The sequence below is a fragment of the Arthrobacter sp. B2060 genome, assembly GCF_059090445.1.
In genome coordinates, this window is record NZ_JBNHFR010000009.1 from 125373 (window position 1) to 141613 (window position 16241).

General features: G+C 67.6%; 17 protein-coding genes and 1 riboswitch. Of the genes, 5 read left to right on the plus strand and 12 right to left on the minus strand.

Going from position 1 to position 16241, the window contains the following annotated elements; all coding sequences use genetic code 11:
• Positions 1 to 19: 19 nt before the first annotated feature.
• Entirely contained in the window at positions 20 to 1312 is a 1293-nt protein-coding gene (locus AC5RUM_RS15880) for a M20 metallopeptidase family protein (protein ID WP_494035831.1), read from the minus strand.
• Between the two features lie 117 nt (positions 1313 to 1429).
• Here AC5RUM_RS15880 and AC5RUM_RS15885 point away from each other — a divergent pair, with 117 nt between their 5' ends.
• The 3 genes from AC5RUM_RS15885 to AC5RUM_RS15895 all read left to right on the plus strand — a co-directional run bounded on the left by AC5RUM_RS15885 (position 1430) and on the right by AC5RUM_RS15895 (position 4689).
• The gene (locus AC5RUM_RS15885) at positions 1430 to 2479 is read left to right on the plus strand and encodes an Lrp/AsnC family transcriptional regulator (RefSeq protein WP_494035832.1); all 1050 of its coding nucleotides are present in this window, start codon (positions 1430 to 1432) and stop codon (positions 2477 to 2479) included.
• A gap of 100 nt (positions 2480 to 2579) precedes the next feature.
• Positions 2580 to 3941 carry an MFS transporter gene (locus tag AC5RUM_RS15890; RefSeq protein ID WP_494035833.1) on the plus strand — a complete coding sequence of 454 codons (1362 nt, stop codon included), beginning with the start codon at positions 2580 to 2582 and terminating at the stop codon, positions 3939 to 3941.
• A gap of 157 nt (positions 3942 to 4098) precedes the next feature.
• Entirely contained in the window at positions 4099 to 4689 is a 591-nt protein-coding gene (locus AC5RUM_RS15895) for a ferritin (protein ID WP_494035834.1), read from the plus strand.
• Between the two features lie 65 nt (positions 4690 to 4754).
• Here AC5RUM_RS15895 and AC5RUM_RS15900 read toward each other — a convergent pair whose 3' ends face one another.
• Entirely contained in the window at positions 4755 to 5333 is a 579-nt protein-coding gene (locus AC5RUM_RS15900) for a flavin reductase family protein (RefSeq protein WP_494035835.1), read from the minus strand.
• A gap of 228 nt (positions 5334 to 5561) precedes the next feature.
• Between AC5RUM_RS15900 and AC5RUM_RS15905 the strand changes: the two genes are divergently transcribed.
• Positions 5562 to 5912 carry a metal-sulfur cluster assembly factor gene (locus AC5RUM_RS15905; RefSeq protein WP_494035836.1) on the plus strand — a complete coding sequence of 117 codons (351 nt, stop codon included), beginning with the start codon at positions 5562 to 5564 and terminating at the stop codon, positions 5910 to 5912.
• A gap of 44 nt (positions 5913 to 5956) precedes the next feature.
• On the opposite strand, the gene AC5RUM_RS15910 is transcribed toward AC5RUM_RS15905, so the two are convergent.
• The 5 genes from AC5RUM_RS15910 to AC5RUM_RS15930 are packed head-to-tail and all read right to left on the minus strand — an operon-like array spanning position 5957 to position 10350.
• Entirely contained in the window at positions 5957 to 6709 is a 753-nt protein-coding gene (locus tag AC5RUM_RS15910) for an SAM-dependent methyltransferase (RefSeq protein ID WP_494035837.1), read from the minus strand.
• A 3-nt stretch (positions 6710 to 6712) separates the two neighbouring features.
• Complete coding sequence (locus AC5RUM_RS15915) at positions 6713 to 7108, minus strand: DUF1801 domain-containing protein (RefSeq protein ID WP_494035838.1); 396 nt, start codon at positions 7106 to 7108, stop codon at positions 6713 to 6715.
• A 40-nt stretch (positions 7109 to 7148) separates the two neighbouring features.
• Positions 7149 to 7493 (minus strand): Rieske (2Fe-2S) protein, encoded by a 345-nt coding sequence (locus AC5RUM_RS15920; RefSeq protein ID WP_494035839.1) that lies wholly within the window; start codon positions 7491 to 7493, stop codon positions 7149 to 7151.
• Positions 7490 to 10003 carry a nitrite reductase large subunit NirB gene (nirB, locus tag AC5RUM_RS15925; protein WP_494035840.1) on the minus strand — a complete coding sequence of 838 codons (2514 nt, stop codon included), beginning with the start codon at positions 10001 to 10003 and terminating at the stop codon, positions 7490 to 7492. The genes AC5RUM_RS15920 and nirB overlap by 4 nt, the downstream gene beginning before the upstream one ends.
• A complete protein-coding gene (locus tag AC5RUM_RS15930) occupies positions 10003 to 10350 on the minus strand; it encodes a molybdopterin oxidoreductase (protein ID WP_400580093.1) in 348 nt (115 codons plus the stop codon). The genes nirB and AC5RUM_RS15930 overlap by 1 nt, the downstream gene beginning before the upstream one ends.
• Before the next feature lie 488 nt (positions 10351 to 10838).
• On the opposite strand from AC5RUM_RS15930, the gene AC5RUM_RS15935 reads away from it, so the two are divergent.
• Entirely contained in the window at positions 10839 to 12728 is a 1890-nt protein-coding gene (locus AC5RUM_RS15935; RefSeq protein ID WP_494035841.1) for a DEAD/DEAH box helicase, read from the plus strand.
• Between the two features lie 125 nt (positions 12729 to 12853).
• Here AC5RUM_RS15935 and AC5RUM_RS15940 read toward each other — a convergent pair whose 3' ends face one another.
• From AC5RUM_RS15940 to AC5RUM_RS15960, 5 genes are all read right to left on the minus strand, one after another.
• Positions 12854 to 13504, minus strand: a complete 651-nt coding sequence (locus AC5RUM_RS15940) for an MBL fold metallo-hydrolase (protein WP_494035842.1) — start codon at positions 13502 to 13504, stop codon at positions 12854 to 12856.
• Positions 13505 to 13636: 132 nt separating this feature from the next.
• Entirely contained in the window at positions 13637 to 14656 is a 1020-nt protein-coding gene (locus AC5RUM_RS15945; RefSeq protein WP_494035843.1) for an aldo/keto reductase, read from the minus strand.
• 111 nt (positions 14657 to 14767) lie between these two features.
• Positions 14768 to 15157, minus strand: a complete 390-nt coding sequence (locus tag AC5RUM_RS15950; RefSeq protein ID WP_494035844.1) for a DMT family transporter — start codon at positions 15155 to 15157, stop codon at positions 14768 to 14770.
• Positions 15157 to 15480 carry a DMT family transporter gene (locus AC5RUM_RS15955; protein WP_494035845.1) on the minus strand — a complete coding sequence of 108 codons (324 nt, stop codon included), beginning with the start codon at positions 15478 to 15480 and terminating at the stop codon, positions 15157 to 15159. Before AC5RUM_RS15955 ends, AC5RUM_RS15950 begins: the two co-directional genes overlap by 1 nt.
• Positions 15481 to 15490: 10 nt before the next feature.
• A riboswitch (guanidine-III (ykkC-III) riboswitch) is annotated at positions 15491 to 15556 on the minus strand.
• Positions 15557 to 15641: 85 nt separating this feature from the next.
• Positions 15642 to 16172, minus strand: a complete 531-nt coding sequence (locus AC5RUM_RS15960) for a ferritin (protein WP_494035846.1) — start codon at positions 16170 to 16172, stop codon at positions 15642 to 15644.
• Between the last annotated feature and the right edge of the window lie 69 nt (positions 16173 to 16241).

Here is a 16241-nt window from a genome sequence, read left to right on the forward strand (position 1 = left end):
TCTCCTGGTGGGGCTGGGCTTAGGAAGCTGAGGAGGCGGAAAGGGCGGCCGGTGCCGCCGCCGGGGCGGCAGCCAGCGTGGCCAGCCGCGAGATGGCCAGTTCCGCATAGAGGGCGGCCCCGTCGGCGAGAACTCCGTCGTCGAACGTTGCGTACGGTGAGTGGTTGAACGGGGACGTGGCAGGGTCTGTGTCCCGGGGCACCGCGCTCAGGCCGATGAAGGTGCCGGGCACCTTGGCGAGGACGCGGGAGAAGTCCTCGGAACCGCTGAGCGGGGTGGCCCAGCGCGACAGCCTGGAGTCGCCGAAGAGTCCCGTGATGACCCTTTCGGCGGTGTGCGTTTCATCCTCGTCCGTGATGGTGAGGGGGTATTCCTGCTGGTAGTCCACGTCCACGCCCAGGCCGTGCGCCGCTGCGATTCCCTTGAGCAGCCGGGGCACGGCGTCCATCATCTTTTGCCGTGACTCTTCCGAGAACGTGCGGATGGTTGCCTCGATGCGGGCCGTTTCCGGGATGACGTTGCGCTTGGTGCCGGCGTGGAGCACACCCACGGACAGGACCACGGGGTCGAACATGTTGAACTGCCGGGTGACCATGACCTGCAGGGCCGTCACCATCTCGGCCGCGGCCGTCACCGGGTCCTTGGCCGAGTGCGGGGCGGAGCCGTGGCCGCCGGCGCCGAGCACCGTGACCACCAGCCCGTCGGACGCGCTGAGCATGACGCCCGGTTTGGTGCAGAACGTGCCATGGGGTTCGAGGGAGGAGAACACGTGCATGCCGTAGGCGGCGTCCACCCGGCGGCCCGGGGCATCCAGCACGCCCTCGCGGATCATGTAGCTGGCGCCGTCGAAGCCTTCCTCGCCCGGCTGGAACATCAGCACGACGTCGCCGAGCAGCTGGTGCTGCCGTTCGGCCAACAGCGTGGCGGCCCCGGCGAGCATGGACGTGTGGAGGTCATGGCCGCATGCGTGCATGGCGCCGTCGATTCTGGAGGTGTAGTCCACGCCGGTCTTCTCCTGTACGGGCAGCCCGTCCATGTCCGCGCGGAGGAGAACTGCCGGGCGCCGGGCCGTAGCGCCGCCTCCGGCCGTGGCCTCATCGCCGTCTCCAATCTGGGCTCCGCCGCGCAGGACCGCAGTGACCGACGTCGTGTCCTGGCCCAGGGTGATCTCGAAGGGCAAGCCGTCCAGGGCCTTGAGGATTTTTTCCTGCGTCCGCGGCAGCTCGAGGCCGATTTCCGGCTCCCGGTGCAAGTTGTGGCGGAGACTAGCGAGGTCTCCCTGCATTTCCCTGGCGTCTGCGGCAATCGGCACGTGTACTCCCTTTGACTTCGGCTTACTCGGTCTTGGTCTATTCTGGGGTGACCTGCTTCACATGCCGTTCAAGTGCTGGAAAAATGCATGAATAGGCAAGAATTGCAGGAATCATGCATGAAGGGGGCTGCCGTGGAGCTCAGCGAGGAAGACCTGGCACTTATCAACGCCCTGCAGATCGCTCCGCGGCTCAGCTGGTCGGACGCTTCGGGCGTTCTCGGCGTCCACGCCACGACGCTTGCCGCCCGCTGGGACAGGCTGCGGGCGGCCGGCGCCTCGTGGACCACGGCACACCTGATCGGAGACCCGAAGCAGATGTGCCTCGCCTTTGTGGCTGTGGACTGCGAAATGGACCGCCGGCAACAGGTCACGGCCAGTCTTGCTGCGCTGCCAGAGGTGGTCACCGTGGAGGAGGCGGCCAGCAACCGCGATCTGATGCTGACCGTCGTTACCCGCTCCCTGGAGGACTTCAGCACGAAGGTGGTGTCCCGGCTGAAGGAAACAGAGGGACTGGTGAAGTACCAAACGGCCCTGTGCACACGGCTTCACACCGGCGCTGACACCTGGCGGCTGAACGTCCTGAGCCGTGGGCAGCAGGCAGCCCTCCAGGCGTTCGCCCGGCCCGCACGGTCGCACCCGGACCAGACTGGCGCCGCGCGGGAGCCGCTGCCGGCAAGCCACCTGGACCTGCTGCCGTATCTGGCCAGGGACGGACGGGCTACTGCGGCCGACATTGCCCGGGCCCTGGGCCGCAATCCTGCCACCGTCCAGCGCCAGCTGAACCGGGTGCTGGCCAGCGGCATCCTGTCCCTGCGGTGCGAGGTCGCGCAGCGGTACTCGTCGTTTCCGGTGACCTGCCAGTGGTTCGTCAACGTGCCTGCAGGCCAGCATGAAGCCGCCGCCGCGAGCATTCGGTCCATCCGGAATGTGCGGCTCAGCGCCTCGACGACGGGCCCCACCAACTTCGTGATCATCATGTGGCTGCAGTCCCTGGCCGACGTCATGGACGCCGAGCTTGCCCTGCAGCAAAAGGTGCCCGGCATCGAACTTGTGGAGAGCGTCGTCATGCTGTCCACAGTTAAACGAGTGGGATGGATGCTGAACGAGGACTCCACGGCGAGCGGGGCCGTCGTCGTGGATGCCCACGGCCTGGAGCTCGCCGACTAGTCGTCCTGCTCCACGCGGCTTGCTCCGCTACGGCTAGCTCCACATCGGCGCCGTCCTGTGGCAAGCTACCCCGTACCAACCGACTACCGATCAGGCTGCCGTGCACGAATCCGCTCCGCCGCTCTCCGCCGCCCCCGCCGCCGGGATCCTCCGGCACCCCTATCTTCTGGTGACCGTGGGATCGTGCGCCCTTGTGTTCCTTGCCGCCTTCGAATCACTGGCGGTCACAACCATCATGCCGCTCGTGAGCCGCGAGCTCGACGGCGCCAACCTGTACGCCCTCGCGTTCGCCGGGCCGCTGGCCACGGGGGTGATCGGCATGGTGGGCGCAGGTAACTGGTCCGACCGGCGCGGCCCCCTCGCCCCGCTCTATGTGTCGGTGGCGGTGTTCGTACTCGGCCTGCTGATTGCCGGCACCGCCGGCAGCATGGCGGTTCTCGTGGCGGGCCGGCTGGTCCAGGGCTTCGGTGGCGGGGCCATGACGGTGGCCCTCTACGTGGTGGTGGCCCGGGCCTACCCGCCCGGGCTGCACGCCAAAATCTTCGCGGCCTTCTCCGCGGCATGGGTCATCCCCTCCCTGGTGGGGCCCTTCGCTGCGGGCCTCGTGGCGCAGCTGGCCGGGTGGCCGTGGGTGTTCCTGGGCGTGGTGGGCCTGGTCATCCCTGCCCTTGCCATGCTCGTCCCCGCCCTGCGGGGCGTCCGCTCGGGGCCCGAAGACCAGCCGGTGCCCTGGGCATTCGGGAGGCTTGCCTGGGCTGCGCTCGCGGCGTTAGCCGTGCTGGGCCTTAACCTGTCCTCCGCCGTTCCGGTGGCCGGGGCTGTCGTGGCGGGCGCCGCCGTCGTCGTTGCGCTGCTGGCCGTCAGGCCGCTGGTGCCGCACGGCACACTGGTTGCCCGGCGGGGCCTGCCGAGCGTGATCCTCACCCGCGGTTTGGCGTCGGCCGGGTTTTTTGGCGCCGAGGTTTACCTGCCGTACCTGCTGGTGGAGCGCTACGCTTTCGCGCCGACGTTCGCCGGCCTCACCCTGACCGGCGGCGCGCTCGCGTGGGCAGCCGCCTCGGGCATTCAGGGCCGGCTGGGAAACCGGCTCGGCAGCCCCGTCGCGGTGCGGATCGGTTCGCTGCTGGTGCTGTCCGCCATCGTCCTCGCCCTGGTGACCACAGCGTTTGGCTGGCCGGCCGCCGTCGCGATTTCCGGATGGATTCTCGCCGGCGGCGGCATGGGGCTGATGTATCCCCGGCTCAGCGTCATGACGCTGGCCCTGTCCACGCCGGACACCGAAGGCTTCAACAGCTCGGCGATGTCCATCGCGGACTCCCTCGGCGGTGCCCTGGCGCTCGCCGCTACAGGCATCGTGTTCAGTGCATTCACGACGACGGCGGCTTCTTTCGCCGGAGTTTTCGCCCTGACGGCGCTGATCGCCGCCGCCGCGGTGGCCACAGCGCCCCGCGTCGCCGGCTAATTTCCGGGCTTCTCTGAGCAGGAGCGCCCGCTCCTGGAAACAAAGCCGGGGAGGTATTGACCCGGCGCCGGCGGCGGAGGATTCTCATTGCAGGCCCCGCCCGCAGCCCCGGCCCGGGCGCTGGAACAGCCTTGAACGCCGACCCGAGGAGACCCCGGTGCCTAGCTCTAAATTCAATGATCTGCTGGCCCACCAAGTCGGCAACGAGTTTGCCGCCTCCCAGCAGTACATCGCCATTGCCGTCTGGTTTCACGCGCAGGACCTGCCCCAGCTGGCCAAGCATTTCTACCGTCAATCGCTGGAAGAACGCAACCACGCCATGATGATGGTCCGCTACATCCTGGACCGCGGACTGAGGATCGCCATCCCCGGCGTGGAACCGGTCCGCAATGACTTCAACAAAGTAGAGGAACCATTGGCCCTTGCGCTCGCCCAGGAGCAGGAAGTCACCGAGAACATCAAAGAACTGTTTGCCGCGGCACGGGCGGAAAACGACGCCCTCGGAGAACAGTTCATGCTCTGGTTCCTCAAGGAACAGGTCGAGGAAGTGGCCTCGATGACGACGCTGCTGAACATCGCCCGGCGCGCGGACAACCTCTTCGACATCGAAAACTTCCTCGCCCGCGAACGCGTCGGCGATCACGGGCGCCCCGGCGGCCATCATGGCGGTCATCACGGACACCACGGCGGGCACGGTGGAGGAGGCCACGACTCCGGAACACCGGAAGCCGCCGGAGGGACGCTCTGACAGCCATCCCGCGCGGCAGCAGCCGGCCGGCTCTGAGTCGCCGGCCGGCCGCGGGCAGTGATGTCTTAACTGACCATGGAATCAGCGCTGAGTGAGTGCCAGGAACGGTGGTGGTACACGAGCGGCCGGGACGGCCCGGCAACCTCGTCCCCAGCGGATCGGACGTTGACCTGCAGCACACGCATCGCGACGACCACCGAGTCACCGGCATGCATCTCGTTGACGATGGTCCCTCGCAGCCAGGCATCGGCCGCGGGCAGAACGGGCTCACCGGTGACCAGGCGGGACCAGACGGACGTGTCCTCAAAGCGGTCGATGCCGCCGGTGGCAAAAGTTTTCGCAAGACCAATCTGGTCTGCGCCGAGCAGATGCACGACGAGGGTCCTGGCCTTGCGGATTGCATGCGCGGACGATGACTGTGCAGAGAGCGAAAACGCCAGGAGCGGCGGATTGACCGAGACAGAAAAGACCGAACTGGCCGTCAGCCCCACCGGGCCGTCGGCGCCCTGGGCGGTGATGATGGCGACGCCGGCCGGATGGTTGCCGAAAGCTGCCTTGAAATCATCGATGCTGGGCATGTCGGAAGAGAGGCTCGTGGCCCCATGACGCGGCCTGGAGGCTGCGAGGGCGTACTGGATTGCCATAAAAGGTCCTTGGGGTTTGGCGGACGAAAGCGGTGCGTCTCCACTGCTCAACCACGGTGAAGGCCCACCCCTGGCACGCTTGAGACTGGGTGTTTTCATCGCACCGCTTCCCAACTACGATCAGGAGGAAAGCGCTTAGGTAAGGCTTACCTTGCCTCCTTCGGAAGACTGTATCAAGATCTTTGAATTGCGTGACAAACGCATGACGTAATAGAAGGTCCCGGGCCGATGTCAGAAACAGAGTTCAGGCCGACGCCACAAGCGATGAGCCCCGCCACCGCGCCCCTCGAGGATGTCATAACGGCCCTCAAGGGTGTTGTTGACCCCGGACTGGGTGTGAACGTGGTCGATCTTGGGCTCGTCTACGGCCTGGAATATGAGCGCGACAGCACCTTGCTGATCAGGATCACGCTGACCTCGCCTGCCTTCCCTTTGACGGGGCCGATCGAGCAGCAGGTTGCCAGGGCGCTGGACGGAGTCGTCGACGGATGGCGACTGAGCTGGGTCTGGATGCCTCCGTGGGGACCGGAACGGATCACTGAAGAGGGCAGGGCCCAGATGCGAGGATTCAAACCATAGGACTTGGGCGGACCGTCGGCCCGGCCGGCCGCCGGATGTGGCGCCTACTGCAGCGGCAGCCGGGTGGCGCGCACGACGGCGTCGGCCAGGATGGCCATCTGCCCGTCCGGGCCCGTCGCTTCCCGTTCCCGGCTTTCAGCCACCTCCACGTCCCACTCCGGCGGTTCGATGCCGAGTACCGCCACGAGCTGCCCGGGCGTGAAGTACCGCCCCGTCCCGTGGCCGCCACTCCCGTGGCCGCCCGGCGCCTGGCCACCCGGCGCCTGGCCGTCCGGCGCGTCGGAGCCGTGGCTGCTGTTGCGGTGGCTCGCCCAAGGCGGCAGCCCGTCCGGGTGGTGACCCACGACGAGCAGGGTCCCGCCCGGCCGCACCGCGTCCGCCGCGATCCGGTGCGACCGCTGCCAGGGCATTTCCGTGGAGTGCAGGAACTGCGCGGAGACCAGGTCAAACTGCACGTCCGGAGCCCACGTTTCCAGGTCCCGCTGCAGCCAGGTGACGCGGTGGCCCGCCTCGGATTCCGCTGCGCGTCCGGCCGCCCGTTCAAGCGCGACGGCGGACACATCTACCGCGGTCACCGTCCAGCCCCGTTCGGCGAGCCACAGGGCATCGGCCCCTTCTCCACAGCCGAGGTCCAGGGCCGTTCCAGGCGTGAGCCCGGCCGCTTCCACGACCAGCTGCGGATTCGGCCGGCCGCTCCAGACGCGGGCGCGGCTGCGGTACATCTCGTCCCAAAGGCGGGCCGCGCCGTCGTCCGTTGGTTCTGCCTGCCCGCCGGGGGAGTGCTGCTGATCGCTCATCGGTTACTGGCCCTTCTGGATCCGGCGCCAGCCGCCGGCACGGTTGTTGGCGATGATCGACCTGAACATCTCGAGCAGGGCCGGCGCGTTGATCGCTTCCCCCTCGTAGAAGGCCACCGTCCGGCCGGTCTTGTTCCCGTGCCCGCCGGTGATGAGGTGTTCCGGATCCGGCGTCAGCCCGCCGTCGTACAGGAACACGTTCACGTGGTCCTTGGCCGCCAGCAGGGCGGAGACATTGCCCTGCAGTTCGAAGTACGGCTGGCGCGTGCGCTTGATGGTTTCGGTGACCTCCGGATCGGCGGCATGCACCAGCTCCCTGACCTGCCGGCACACTGCCTGCTGCCACTCCGGCAGGGCATCGATGTAGGCGTCCACGCGCGGATCGGCCGTGTAGTGCATGGGTATCACCCTGCCACAGAACCCCGCGCCCAACTAGGTGTCAGGGGGCGTCAGGGAGCTGCAGGACGATGTTGCCCGCGCCGTCCTCTCCGACCGAATAGCTGCGCAGTGGCCCGGCGCCGGTGGTGGAGCAGCCTGTATCCAGTTCGAAGGAGTGCTGGTGCAGCGGGCATATCACCACGGACCGGTCGATGGTGCCGTCGGCGATCGGACCGCCTTTGTGCGGGCATACGGCTGACACCGCCCGGAGGGAGCCGTCCCGGAGCCGAAACACCGCCACCTGCTCACCGGCCACCCCGAAGGCGCGTCCCTCACCAATGGGTACCTGCTCGAGCGGGCCGAGGACGTGCACGCTGCCTGGTACAGGACCAGCCCCGGCGCTCATCGGACCGGCACCTGGGGGAGGACCGTGAGGGGAAGCGAGGTGCGGAACTGGCCCGGGGTGAGGGGGTCGTCCCGCTCGGCCCAGGGGTCCACGTAGGCGTCGATGGACTGCTGCATGGCGGCGTCCAGTTCCGGGCCGATTCCTTCTGAATCCTCCACGATCACCGAGCGGAGGTGCTCGATCCCGACCCGCGGCACAAAGGCGTAGGTCCGTTCCAGCCAGTTGGCCCGCTCGCGGTAGTACTGCATGAAGCGGCCTGTCAGGAGCTTGACCCTCTCGGGATCGTCCACGGTGGCGAGCAGGTCACCCTTGCGGATGTGTGCTCCGGCGGCGCCGCCCACATAGATCTCCCAGCGTCCGCCCTCCACGGCCACCACGCCCACGTCCTTCACCAGCGATTCGGCACAGTTCCGCGGGCATCCTGACACGGCCAGCTTCAGCTTCGCCGGCGACTCGATGCCCTGGAACCTCGACTCGATCTCGACGCCCAGCTTCGTGGAATCACCGGTTCCGAACCGGCAGAACTCCTGCCCCACGCAGGTTTTCACGGTGCGGAAGCTCTTGCCGTAGGCGTAGCCGGACGGCATGTCGAGATCGGCCCAGACCTTGGGAAGGTCCTCCTTGAGGACACCCAGCAGGTCGATCCGCTGCCCGCCCGTCAGCTTCACCATCGGAACCTTGTACTTGTCCGCGACGTCGGCGATCCGGCGGAGCTGCTCCGGCGATGTGACGCCGCCTTTCATTTGCGGGACCACGGAGAACGTGCCGTCGCGCTGGATATTGGCGTGGACGCGGTCGTTCACGAACCGCGCGTCCCGCTCATCGATGTACTCGCCGGACCACATCATCTTCAGCAGCGACGCCAGGCCCATCTTGGACTTGGCGTCCTCGGCGCCGCCCGGGGCCAGTGCTGCGAAGACTGCCGACACGGACCGCAGCCCCTGTTCCCGGATGGCCTTCATCAGGTCCGCTTTCTCCAGCGGAACGCCCGGCACGTAGTACGTGGCGGCCGGGTCCTCCCCGACGGCCCCGTCCGCGGCCCACTCCACCACCTGCCGGACCAGCAGCTTGCAAGAGCCGCAGCCCTTGCCCGCCCGGGTCGCGTCCATGACCCCGGCCAGCGTGCTGCAGCCACCCTTCACCGTATCCACCAGCGCCTGCTTGCTGACCCCGTTGCAGTTGCAGACCTGCGCGTCGCCGGCGAGTTCAGCGACTCCCGCCTCCTCGGCCGGCCCGCCGACGTCAAACAGCAGCGAGACGCGCTCCTCCGGAAGCGGGAGGCCGCGGTCGAACGCCTGCGTCAGATATGCCACCTTGCGGCTGTCCCCGAGCAGTGTGGCGCCCACGATCTTGCCGTCCCGGATCACGATCGATTTGAAGACGCCGCGGCTGGGTTCAGAAAACATGACGTGTTCGTCCGTGTCGCGTTCCGGGGCCTGCAGTCCCATGGAGGCGACGTCGACGCCGGCCACCTTGAGTTTCGTGGCGGTCCGGGTCCCCAAGTACGCCGCTTTGGGATTGGCCCCCGTCACGTGGTCCGCCAGCACGGCGGCCTGCTCCCACAGCGGCGCCACCAGGCCGTACACCTCGCCGCGGTGCTGGACGCATTCCCCCACTGCGTAGATGTCCTCCTCGTCCGGCACGCGCATGTGGTCGTCCACCACGATGGCCCGCTCCACCGGCAGGCCGCTGGTGACCGCCACTTCAACGTTCGGGCGGATGCCGGCCGCCACCACCACCATGTCGCAGCCGATGTCCGGCCTGTCCCGCAGCCGGACGCCGCTCACTTTGTCCCCGCCCAAAATTGCCGTGGTGCGGCTGCCCGTGTGGACCCTGATGCCTAGGGCCTCCACGCTGCGGCGCAGGACCGCGCCGCCGTCGGGTCCCATCTGCGCGTTCATCAGGTGGCCGCCGGAGTGCACCACGTCGACGTCGATGCCGTGGCTTTGCAGCCCGCGCGCGGCTTCCAGCCCCAGGAGTCCGCCGCCGATCACCACCGCGCGGCGGTGGTGGTCCTGCTGCGCGTACGCGACCATGTTGCGCGTGTCGTCAATGGTGCGGAAGGCGAATATCCCGGGCAGCAGGCGGCCGCCGGGCGTGTACATGCCGTCCATCGGCGGCAGGTGGGAGCGGCTGCCGGTGGCGATCACCAGGACGTCGTACGGCGTTGCCCTGCCGTCGTCGGAAAATACCAGCCTGGCGAACCGGTCGATCCTCTCCACCCGGACGCCCGCGTGCAGGGTGATGTCATTTTCCTGGTACCAGGCCAGGGAGTTGAGGAAGATGTTGCCGGTGTCCTCCTCGCCGGACAGGACGTGGCTGAGCATGATCCGGTTGTAGTTGCCGTACGGTTCGTCGCCGAACATGGTGATCCTGTACTGCACTCCGCCGCCGCGGGCCAGGATTTCCTCCACGGCGCGCGCCCCGGCCATGCCGTTGCCGATCACCACGAGCCGGCGGCGGGAATCAACGGTTTTGGTCCGGGCGGCCCGGCTGGCCAGTGTGGTCATCAGTGCTCCACCATGCCGAGGTCAACCACCACGGAGCCGCTGACGCCGGTATCCGCCAGCAGCCTGAGCTCGATCAGTGAGCCGCCCTCGATGTCCTCCACCACCCGCAGCGGAACGTGGACGTCGCTCTTGGCCCCGATGGGGAAGTAGCGCATGGGGATGCCGTCCCGCATCAGGACGACAGTGATCAGTTCCCCGGAGGAGTTTCCTCCCCGGAAGTACAGCGTCTGGTTGATCACGCCGTCCGGTACATAGCGGGAAAGCTGGCTGTGGATGGGAACCGGTTTTTCCAGCCCCGCTCCGTTGAACGGGAAGATGCCTTGGAGGAAGAGATTCTTCAGAACCATGGTCAGACCCTTTCGGCGAGTGGTGCACTTATCCCGGCATAGGGCCATCCTGCGCTCGCCGTGTTACAGCCCCCTGCGGGCTGTGTAATTTCCGCTTAACACCTTTCTCACCACGGGCTTTTCTCACCTCACGGTTTAACGTACGAGCAGCTGCAATCACGTCCCCCGCCACCCGTTGCCGAGCCGCCTTGTCGGGGCTGCGTGCTGCCGGATGCTAAGCTGGTGGAACTTGATGTGCAGTGATGCCCACTTTTGAACCGGTTCATCAACCGGTTTCCCCGAAGGATTTATCCGGCAGGGAGTGGGTTTTTTCATGTGAGAGGCACATCCTGCGTCGATGAACGCGTTCTATTTGGTCCCGACTGCCGCATTGCATCACTGGCAGCAGCCCGGTTGATCACCTGACTTTTCTTCGGCGAACCCCCTGTGCCAACCGGCGTCGGGGGCCGATATCCGCATGGATACCGCCTGAAAGACCTTTGAAACACATGACTACTTTCGCTGCCCTCGGCACGCCCAAAGCACTTGCCGACACTCTGACAGCACAGGGGATCGAGACCCCGTTCCCCATCCAGGTCAAGACCCTGCCGGACACCCTGGCCGGACGCGACGTCCTGGGCCGCGGCCGCACCGGCTCCGGCAAGACCATCGCCTTCGCCATCCCGCTCGTGGCACGCCTCGCCGAGCGCGAAGCCAAGCACTTCCGCAAGCCCGGCCGCCCGATGGGCCTGGTCCTTGCACCCACCCGCGAGCTGGCCACCCAGATCAACGCCACGATCGAGCCGCTGGCCAAGGCCGCCGGGCTGAACACCACCGTGATCTACGGCGGCATCTCCCAGGCCCGCCAGGAAAAGGCACTCCGCGCCGGCGTCGACATCGTCATCGCCTGCCCGGGCCGCCTGGAGGACCTGATCCGTCAGCGCATCCTGACCCTCGAGGCCGTGGAGATCACCGTCCTGGACGAGGCCGACCACATGGCCGACCTCGGCTTCCTGCCGGTGGTGAAGAAGCTCATGGACATGACCCCCAGCCAAGGCCAGCGCCTGCTCTTCTCCGCCACCTTGGACAACGGCGTGGACAAGATCGTCCAGCGCTACCTGTCCAACCCGCTGACGCACTCGGTGGACGATCCGCAGGCCGCCGTGACAACCATGGAGCACCATGTGCTGGTGGTCAACGACCAGACCGTCAAGAAGCAGCTGATCGTTGAACTCGCTTCGGGCGCCGGCCGCCGCGTGCTCTTCATGCGCACCAAGCACCACGCCCGCAAGCTGGCCAAGACCCTCACCGACGCCGGAATTCCCGCCGTCGACCTGCACGGCAACCTGTCGCAGAACGCCCGCGACCGCAACCTGGCCGAGTTCTCCTCCGGTGAGGTCCGCGTCCTGGTGGCCACCGACGTCGCCGCCCGCGGCGTCCACGTGGACGACGTCGAGCTGGTTATCCACGTCGACCCGCCCACCGAGCACAAGGCGTACCTGCACCGCTCCGGCCGTACGGCCCGCGCGGGTTCGGACGGAACTGTGGTCACGCTGACCCTGCCCGAGCAGCAGTCGGACGTCAAGAAGCTGATGAAGGCTGCCGGCGTCGAGGTTAACTTCGAGCGCGTCACCGCTAACTCACCCCTGGTTGCTGAACTGGTGGGCGAAATGGCGGACAAGATTGATCCCCGCACCCGTGCAGCTCTCCTTGCTGCCAAGGCGCAGCAGCAGGGCGGCGGTACCTCCACCGGCGCCAATGCCGAGCGCAAGCGCGCCCGCCGCCAGGCCGCACCCACGGCCGGCGGCCGCGGCGGACGTGGCGGACGCGGTCGCGTTTCCGCAGAGCCGGCCCGATCCGATGCTCCCCGTGCCGAGCGCCGCGCAGCAGCCTTCGAAGGCCGCACCGAAGCCCGCGCCGCATTCGACCGTGTGGCGGAGCAGAACGAGGACCGCGCTATTGCAGCTGCTGCTGCACGCCGCAACGCCCGCGGCCGCGGCACTGCCTCGACGCACCGCAACGACGTCCCCGCAGCAGGTGGCCGTTCCTCGGCCGGCCGCGGTTCGGACGGACGTTCTGAATCCCGCATCACCCGCAGCGATGCTCCCCGCGGCGGCACGGGCCGCCCGCCCGCATCCGGCGGCCAGCGCGGCGGACGTCCGGCCACGGGCCAGCGCGCCGCGGCAGCCGGTGCACGCACTGGTGCTACGGGCGGCGACCGCGCTGCAACCGGCGGCAAGTCGAGCGGAAGCGCCCCGGTCTGGTCCTCCAACACCGGTGGCACCTCAGGCGGCTCCTACGCCGGCGGCGGAAATGGCCGCTCCGGTGGCGGCCGGCCGGCCCGCAGCGGCCCCCGCCGCGCCTCGGCTCCGGCGTCGAACGAGCGCCGCGGCCGCTAGGGTTACTGTTTTTCGCTAGCCAAAAAGCCGGACGCTACGGGAATTCCGCGGCGTCCGGTTTTTTGCGCAGCGTCAGGCACTTTGCGCAGCGACAGGCACTTTGCGCAGCGACAGTGGCGGCGGCATCACCAGCCGCGGGCACGCCACTCCGCCAGGTGCGGACGCTCCGCGCCAAGGGTGGTGGGCCTGCCATGGCCGGGGTGGACCACGGTGTCATCCGGGTAGACATCGAACAGCCGCTCGCTGACGTCGGCGATGAGCTGGTTGAACCTTGCGGGGTCCTTCTGGGTGTTGCCCACGCCGCCCGGAAAAAGGGAGTCACCGGAGAAGATGTGGGCGGGCCCCGCCGGGTCCTGGTAGACGAGTGCCACCGAGCCGGGGGTGTGTCCGCGCAGATGTACGGCCGTGATGTCGAAGCCGTCGAAGGTGCCGACGTCGCCCTGGTCCAGCAGCACGTCCACCGCGACGGGCAGCGCCGCAGCATCATCCGTGCCCGCCGCCGTTTTTGCCCCCGTGGCTTCCACAAGCTCCGCAAGTGCGCGGACGTGGTCCCAATGCTGGTGCGTGGTGGCGATCAAGGCCAGCTTGGGCGTGGCCGCGGTGTCGGCGGCAGCGTCCGCGAGGAGACCTTGGATTGCCGGCAGGTCATCCGCCGCATCGATCAGCAGCTGTGCGCCTGACTCCTTCGCGGTCAGCAGGTACACGTTGTTGTCCATCTCGCTGACGGAAATGCGGCGGACGGTGATGTCCCGGAGTGAATGAATGAGCGTGTCCATGCGCCTCAGTCTACGAAGGTTGAGCGCTGACGCTCCTGCAGGGCCGCCGCGCCCTCCGCGGATTCCAGAATCGGAATGCGGAGGGCCGCGGCGTTTCTGCGTTCAGTACGCAGCACACATGCCGGGAGTTGCTTACTCGCGGCCCAGAGACACCCACTGCGGATCAGCGGACCGGGAACCGACGACGGCGTCCGCGGCGGCGTCGAGCGCTTCCAGTTGCGCCGGGGTCAGCTCCACAGCCAGTGCGCCCAGGTTCTCGTCGATGCGGTGCGCTTTGCGCGTGCCGGGAATCGGGACCACCGGCAGGCCAAGCCGCCGGCCTGTGGCCAGCAGCCAAGCCAACGCCACCTGCGCCGGCGTTGCCTCCAGCACGGTGGCCACGAGCTGCACGGCCGCCACCACCGCCCGGTTTGCATCCGCTGCGTCCTCGGCGAAACGCGGGATCTTGCGCCGGAAGTCGTCGTCGCCCAGCTGCGCCGCGTCGACGGTTCCGGTGAGGAATCCCCTGCCCAGGGGAGAGTACGGCACGAAGCCCACGCCCAGCTCCGCCGCGGCCGGAACCACGTTGCGTTCCACATCCCGGCTCCAGATGGACCACTCGCTCTGTACCGCCGCTATGGGGTGGATACTGCTGGCCTCGCGGAGTTCACTGGCGGTCACTTCGGACAGTCCGAGATGCCGGACCTTGCCCTCGCGGACCAGTTCGGCCATGGCACCCACGGTTTCTGAGATCGGAACCCGGACGTCCCGGCGGTGCATGTAGTACAGGTCAATGACGTCCGTCCCCAGCCGCTGCAGGCTGCGGTCGACGGCTGCCTTCACGTAGGGCGCGTCCCCGCGGACTTCTCCGTGACCGGCATGCGGGTTGCCGACGATGGCGAATTTCGTAGCCAGCTGGACGTCGTCGCGCCGGTCCTTGAGCAGCCGGCCGATCAGCTCCTCATTGCTGCCGCCGCCGTATATGTCAGCGGTATCGATGAAGCTCATCCCGGCGTCCACCGCGTGGTGAAGGGTCCGGAGGGCCTCGTCAGGGTCCACCCCGCCGTACACGGGTGTGAGGGCCATGCCGCCGAAGCCGAGGGGGCTGACGTGGAGGCCGTCACCCAGATGCACTGATGCTGCCTGAACCGATGTTGCCGCGTTGTCCGTCATCTCAATCTCCGTCTCGTCGTCAGCAGTATCTTGGTCAACAGTCTGTTGGTATACAGCTTTCCCAGCCAAGAACCCTGGCGGCGATCCGCATATTCCACCCGGCTAACCCCGCTACCCGTGCGGTGTCTGGCGCTGCCCGCCCGCAGTCCCGGCGGGGAGCAGCTTCAGGCCCGCCGCGCAGCCCACGATCCCGGCAATAAACAGCACCTTGAGCACGCTGAAGGGCTCGACGCCGGTGGCCATGGCCCAGCCGACCGTCAGCGCCGCGCCGATCCCCACCCAAACGGCGTAGGCCGTGCCGAGCGGGATGCGCTTCACCGCCAGGCCGAGGCCCCACATGCTCAACACCGCGGCCACGACAAACACCAGGGACGGCACCTGGCGGGTCAGGCCGTCGGACAGCCCCAAGGCTGTGGCCCACACCGCCTCAAGGACTGCGGAGGCCAGCAGCATGAACCAGGCCGGGCGGTGCTTTCTCGAGGACATCTGGTTCGCAGTCATCACGCCACCACCTTCAGGCCGACCACGCAGGCGGCGATCCCGCCGAGCAGCAGCAGGCGCACCGCCGTCGGCCGTTCTACCCTGGTGACAATCGCGTAGCCGGAGGTCAGGACGACGCCGACGCCGACCCACACGGCGTAGGCCGTGCCGGTGGGGATGGACTGCATCGCAAGGGCCAGGCCACCCGTGCTGGCCACGACGGAGGCCAGAAAGAGCGCGGCGGCTGAGATCCGCCGCCGGCCGGTGGACTGGGAGGCACGGTGCAGCGCGGCGGCCCACACCGCCTCGAGGGCACCGGAGAGAATGAGGATGAACCACGACATGACTGCTCCTTGTGGCCAGTCTTGTCGCGTGCCGGGTACTGAACCGTCGTCCGGAGGTCCGGGAAAGGGACCTTGGTTTTCACCCTAGCAACGCCCGACGGCGGGTGCCACCGTTGGTGGTTAACCTCACCGCGGCGCGGGTCCCGCCACGGCAGCAGCTCCTAGAGTGTGCCTCCGGCGGCCATCGGTGCAGCTGCGTCATGCCCGCTGTCGCCGATGGTTTCCCGGGCGACAAAGTTCTCGATGTCGAAGAGGTTCTCCGCCCGCTCGGCGATATTGAGGAGAGTGCTCATCGAAGCGACTTCCTCGACCTGTTCCTTGAGGAACCAGAGCATGAACTGCTCGCCCAGTGCGTCATCCTCCGCCCGGGCTGCCCTGAACAGGCTTTCGATGCTCTTGGTGACTTCCTTTTCCTGCTGCAGCGCCAGGGCCAGCGGCTCGGTCACGGAGGCGAAGTCATTCCGGACGTTGGGCACACCGGGAACGGAAACGGGAAGGTTCCGGTCCAGCATGTACTGCACCATCATCATGGCGTGGTTGCGTTCCTCCACCGACTGCCGGTAGAAGTATTTCGCGAGCTGGGGGAGGTCCTGGTTGGCGAACCAGACGGCCACCGCAATGTACTGCTGCGAGGCTGAGAACTCGTTGCCGACCTGGAGCGAGAGGAGATCATTGAACTTTGATTTCGTCATGGCTCCGAGTCTAGGTCCGCCGGTCCCGCCTAACCAGTGTGGCAATGCTGGGCTAAGGAAGCGCAGGCT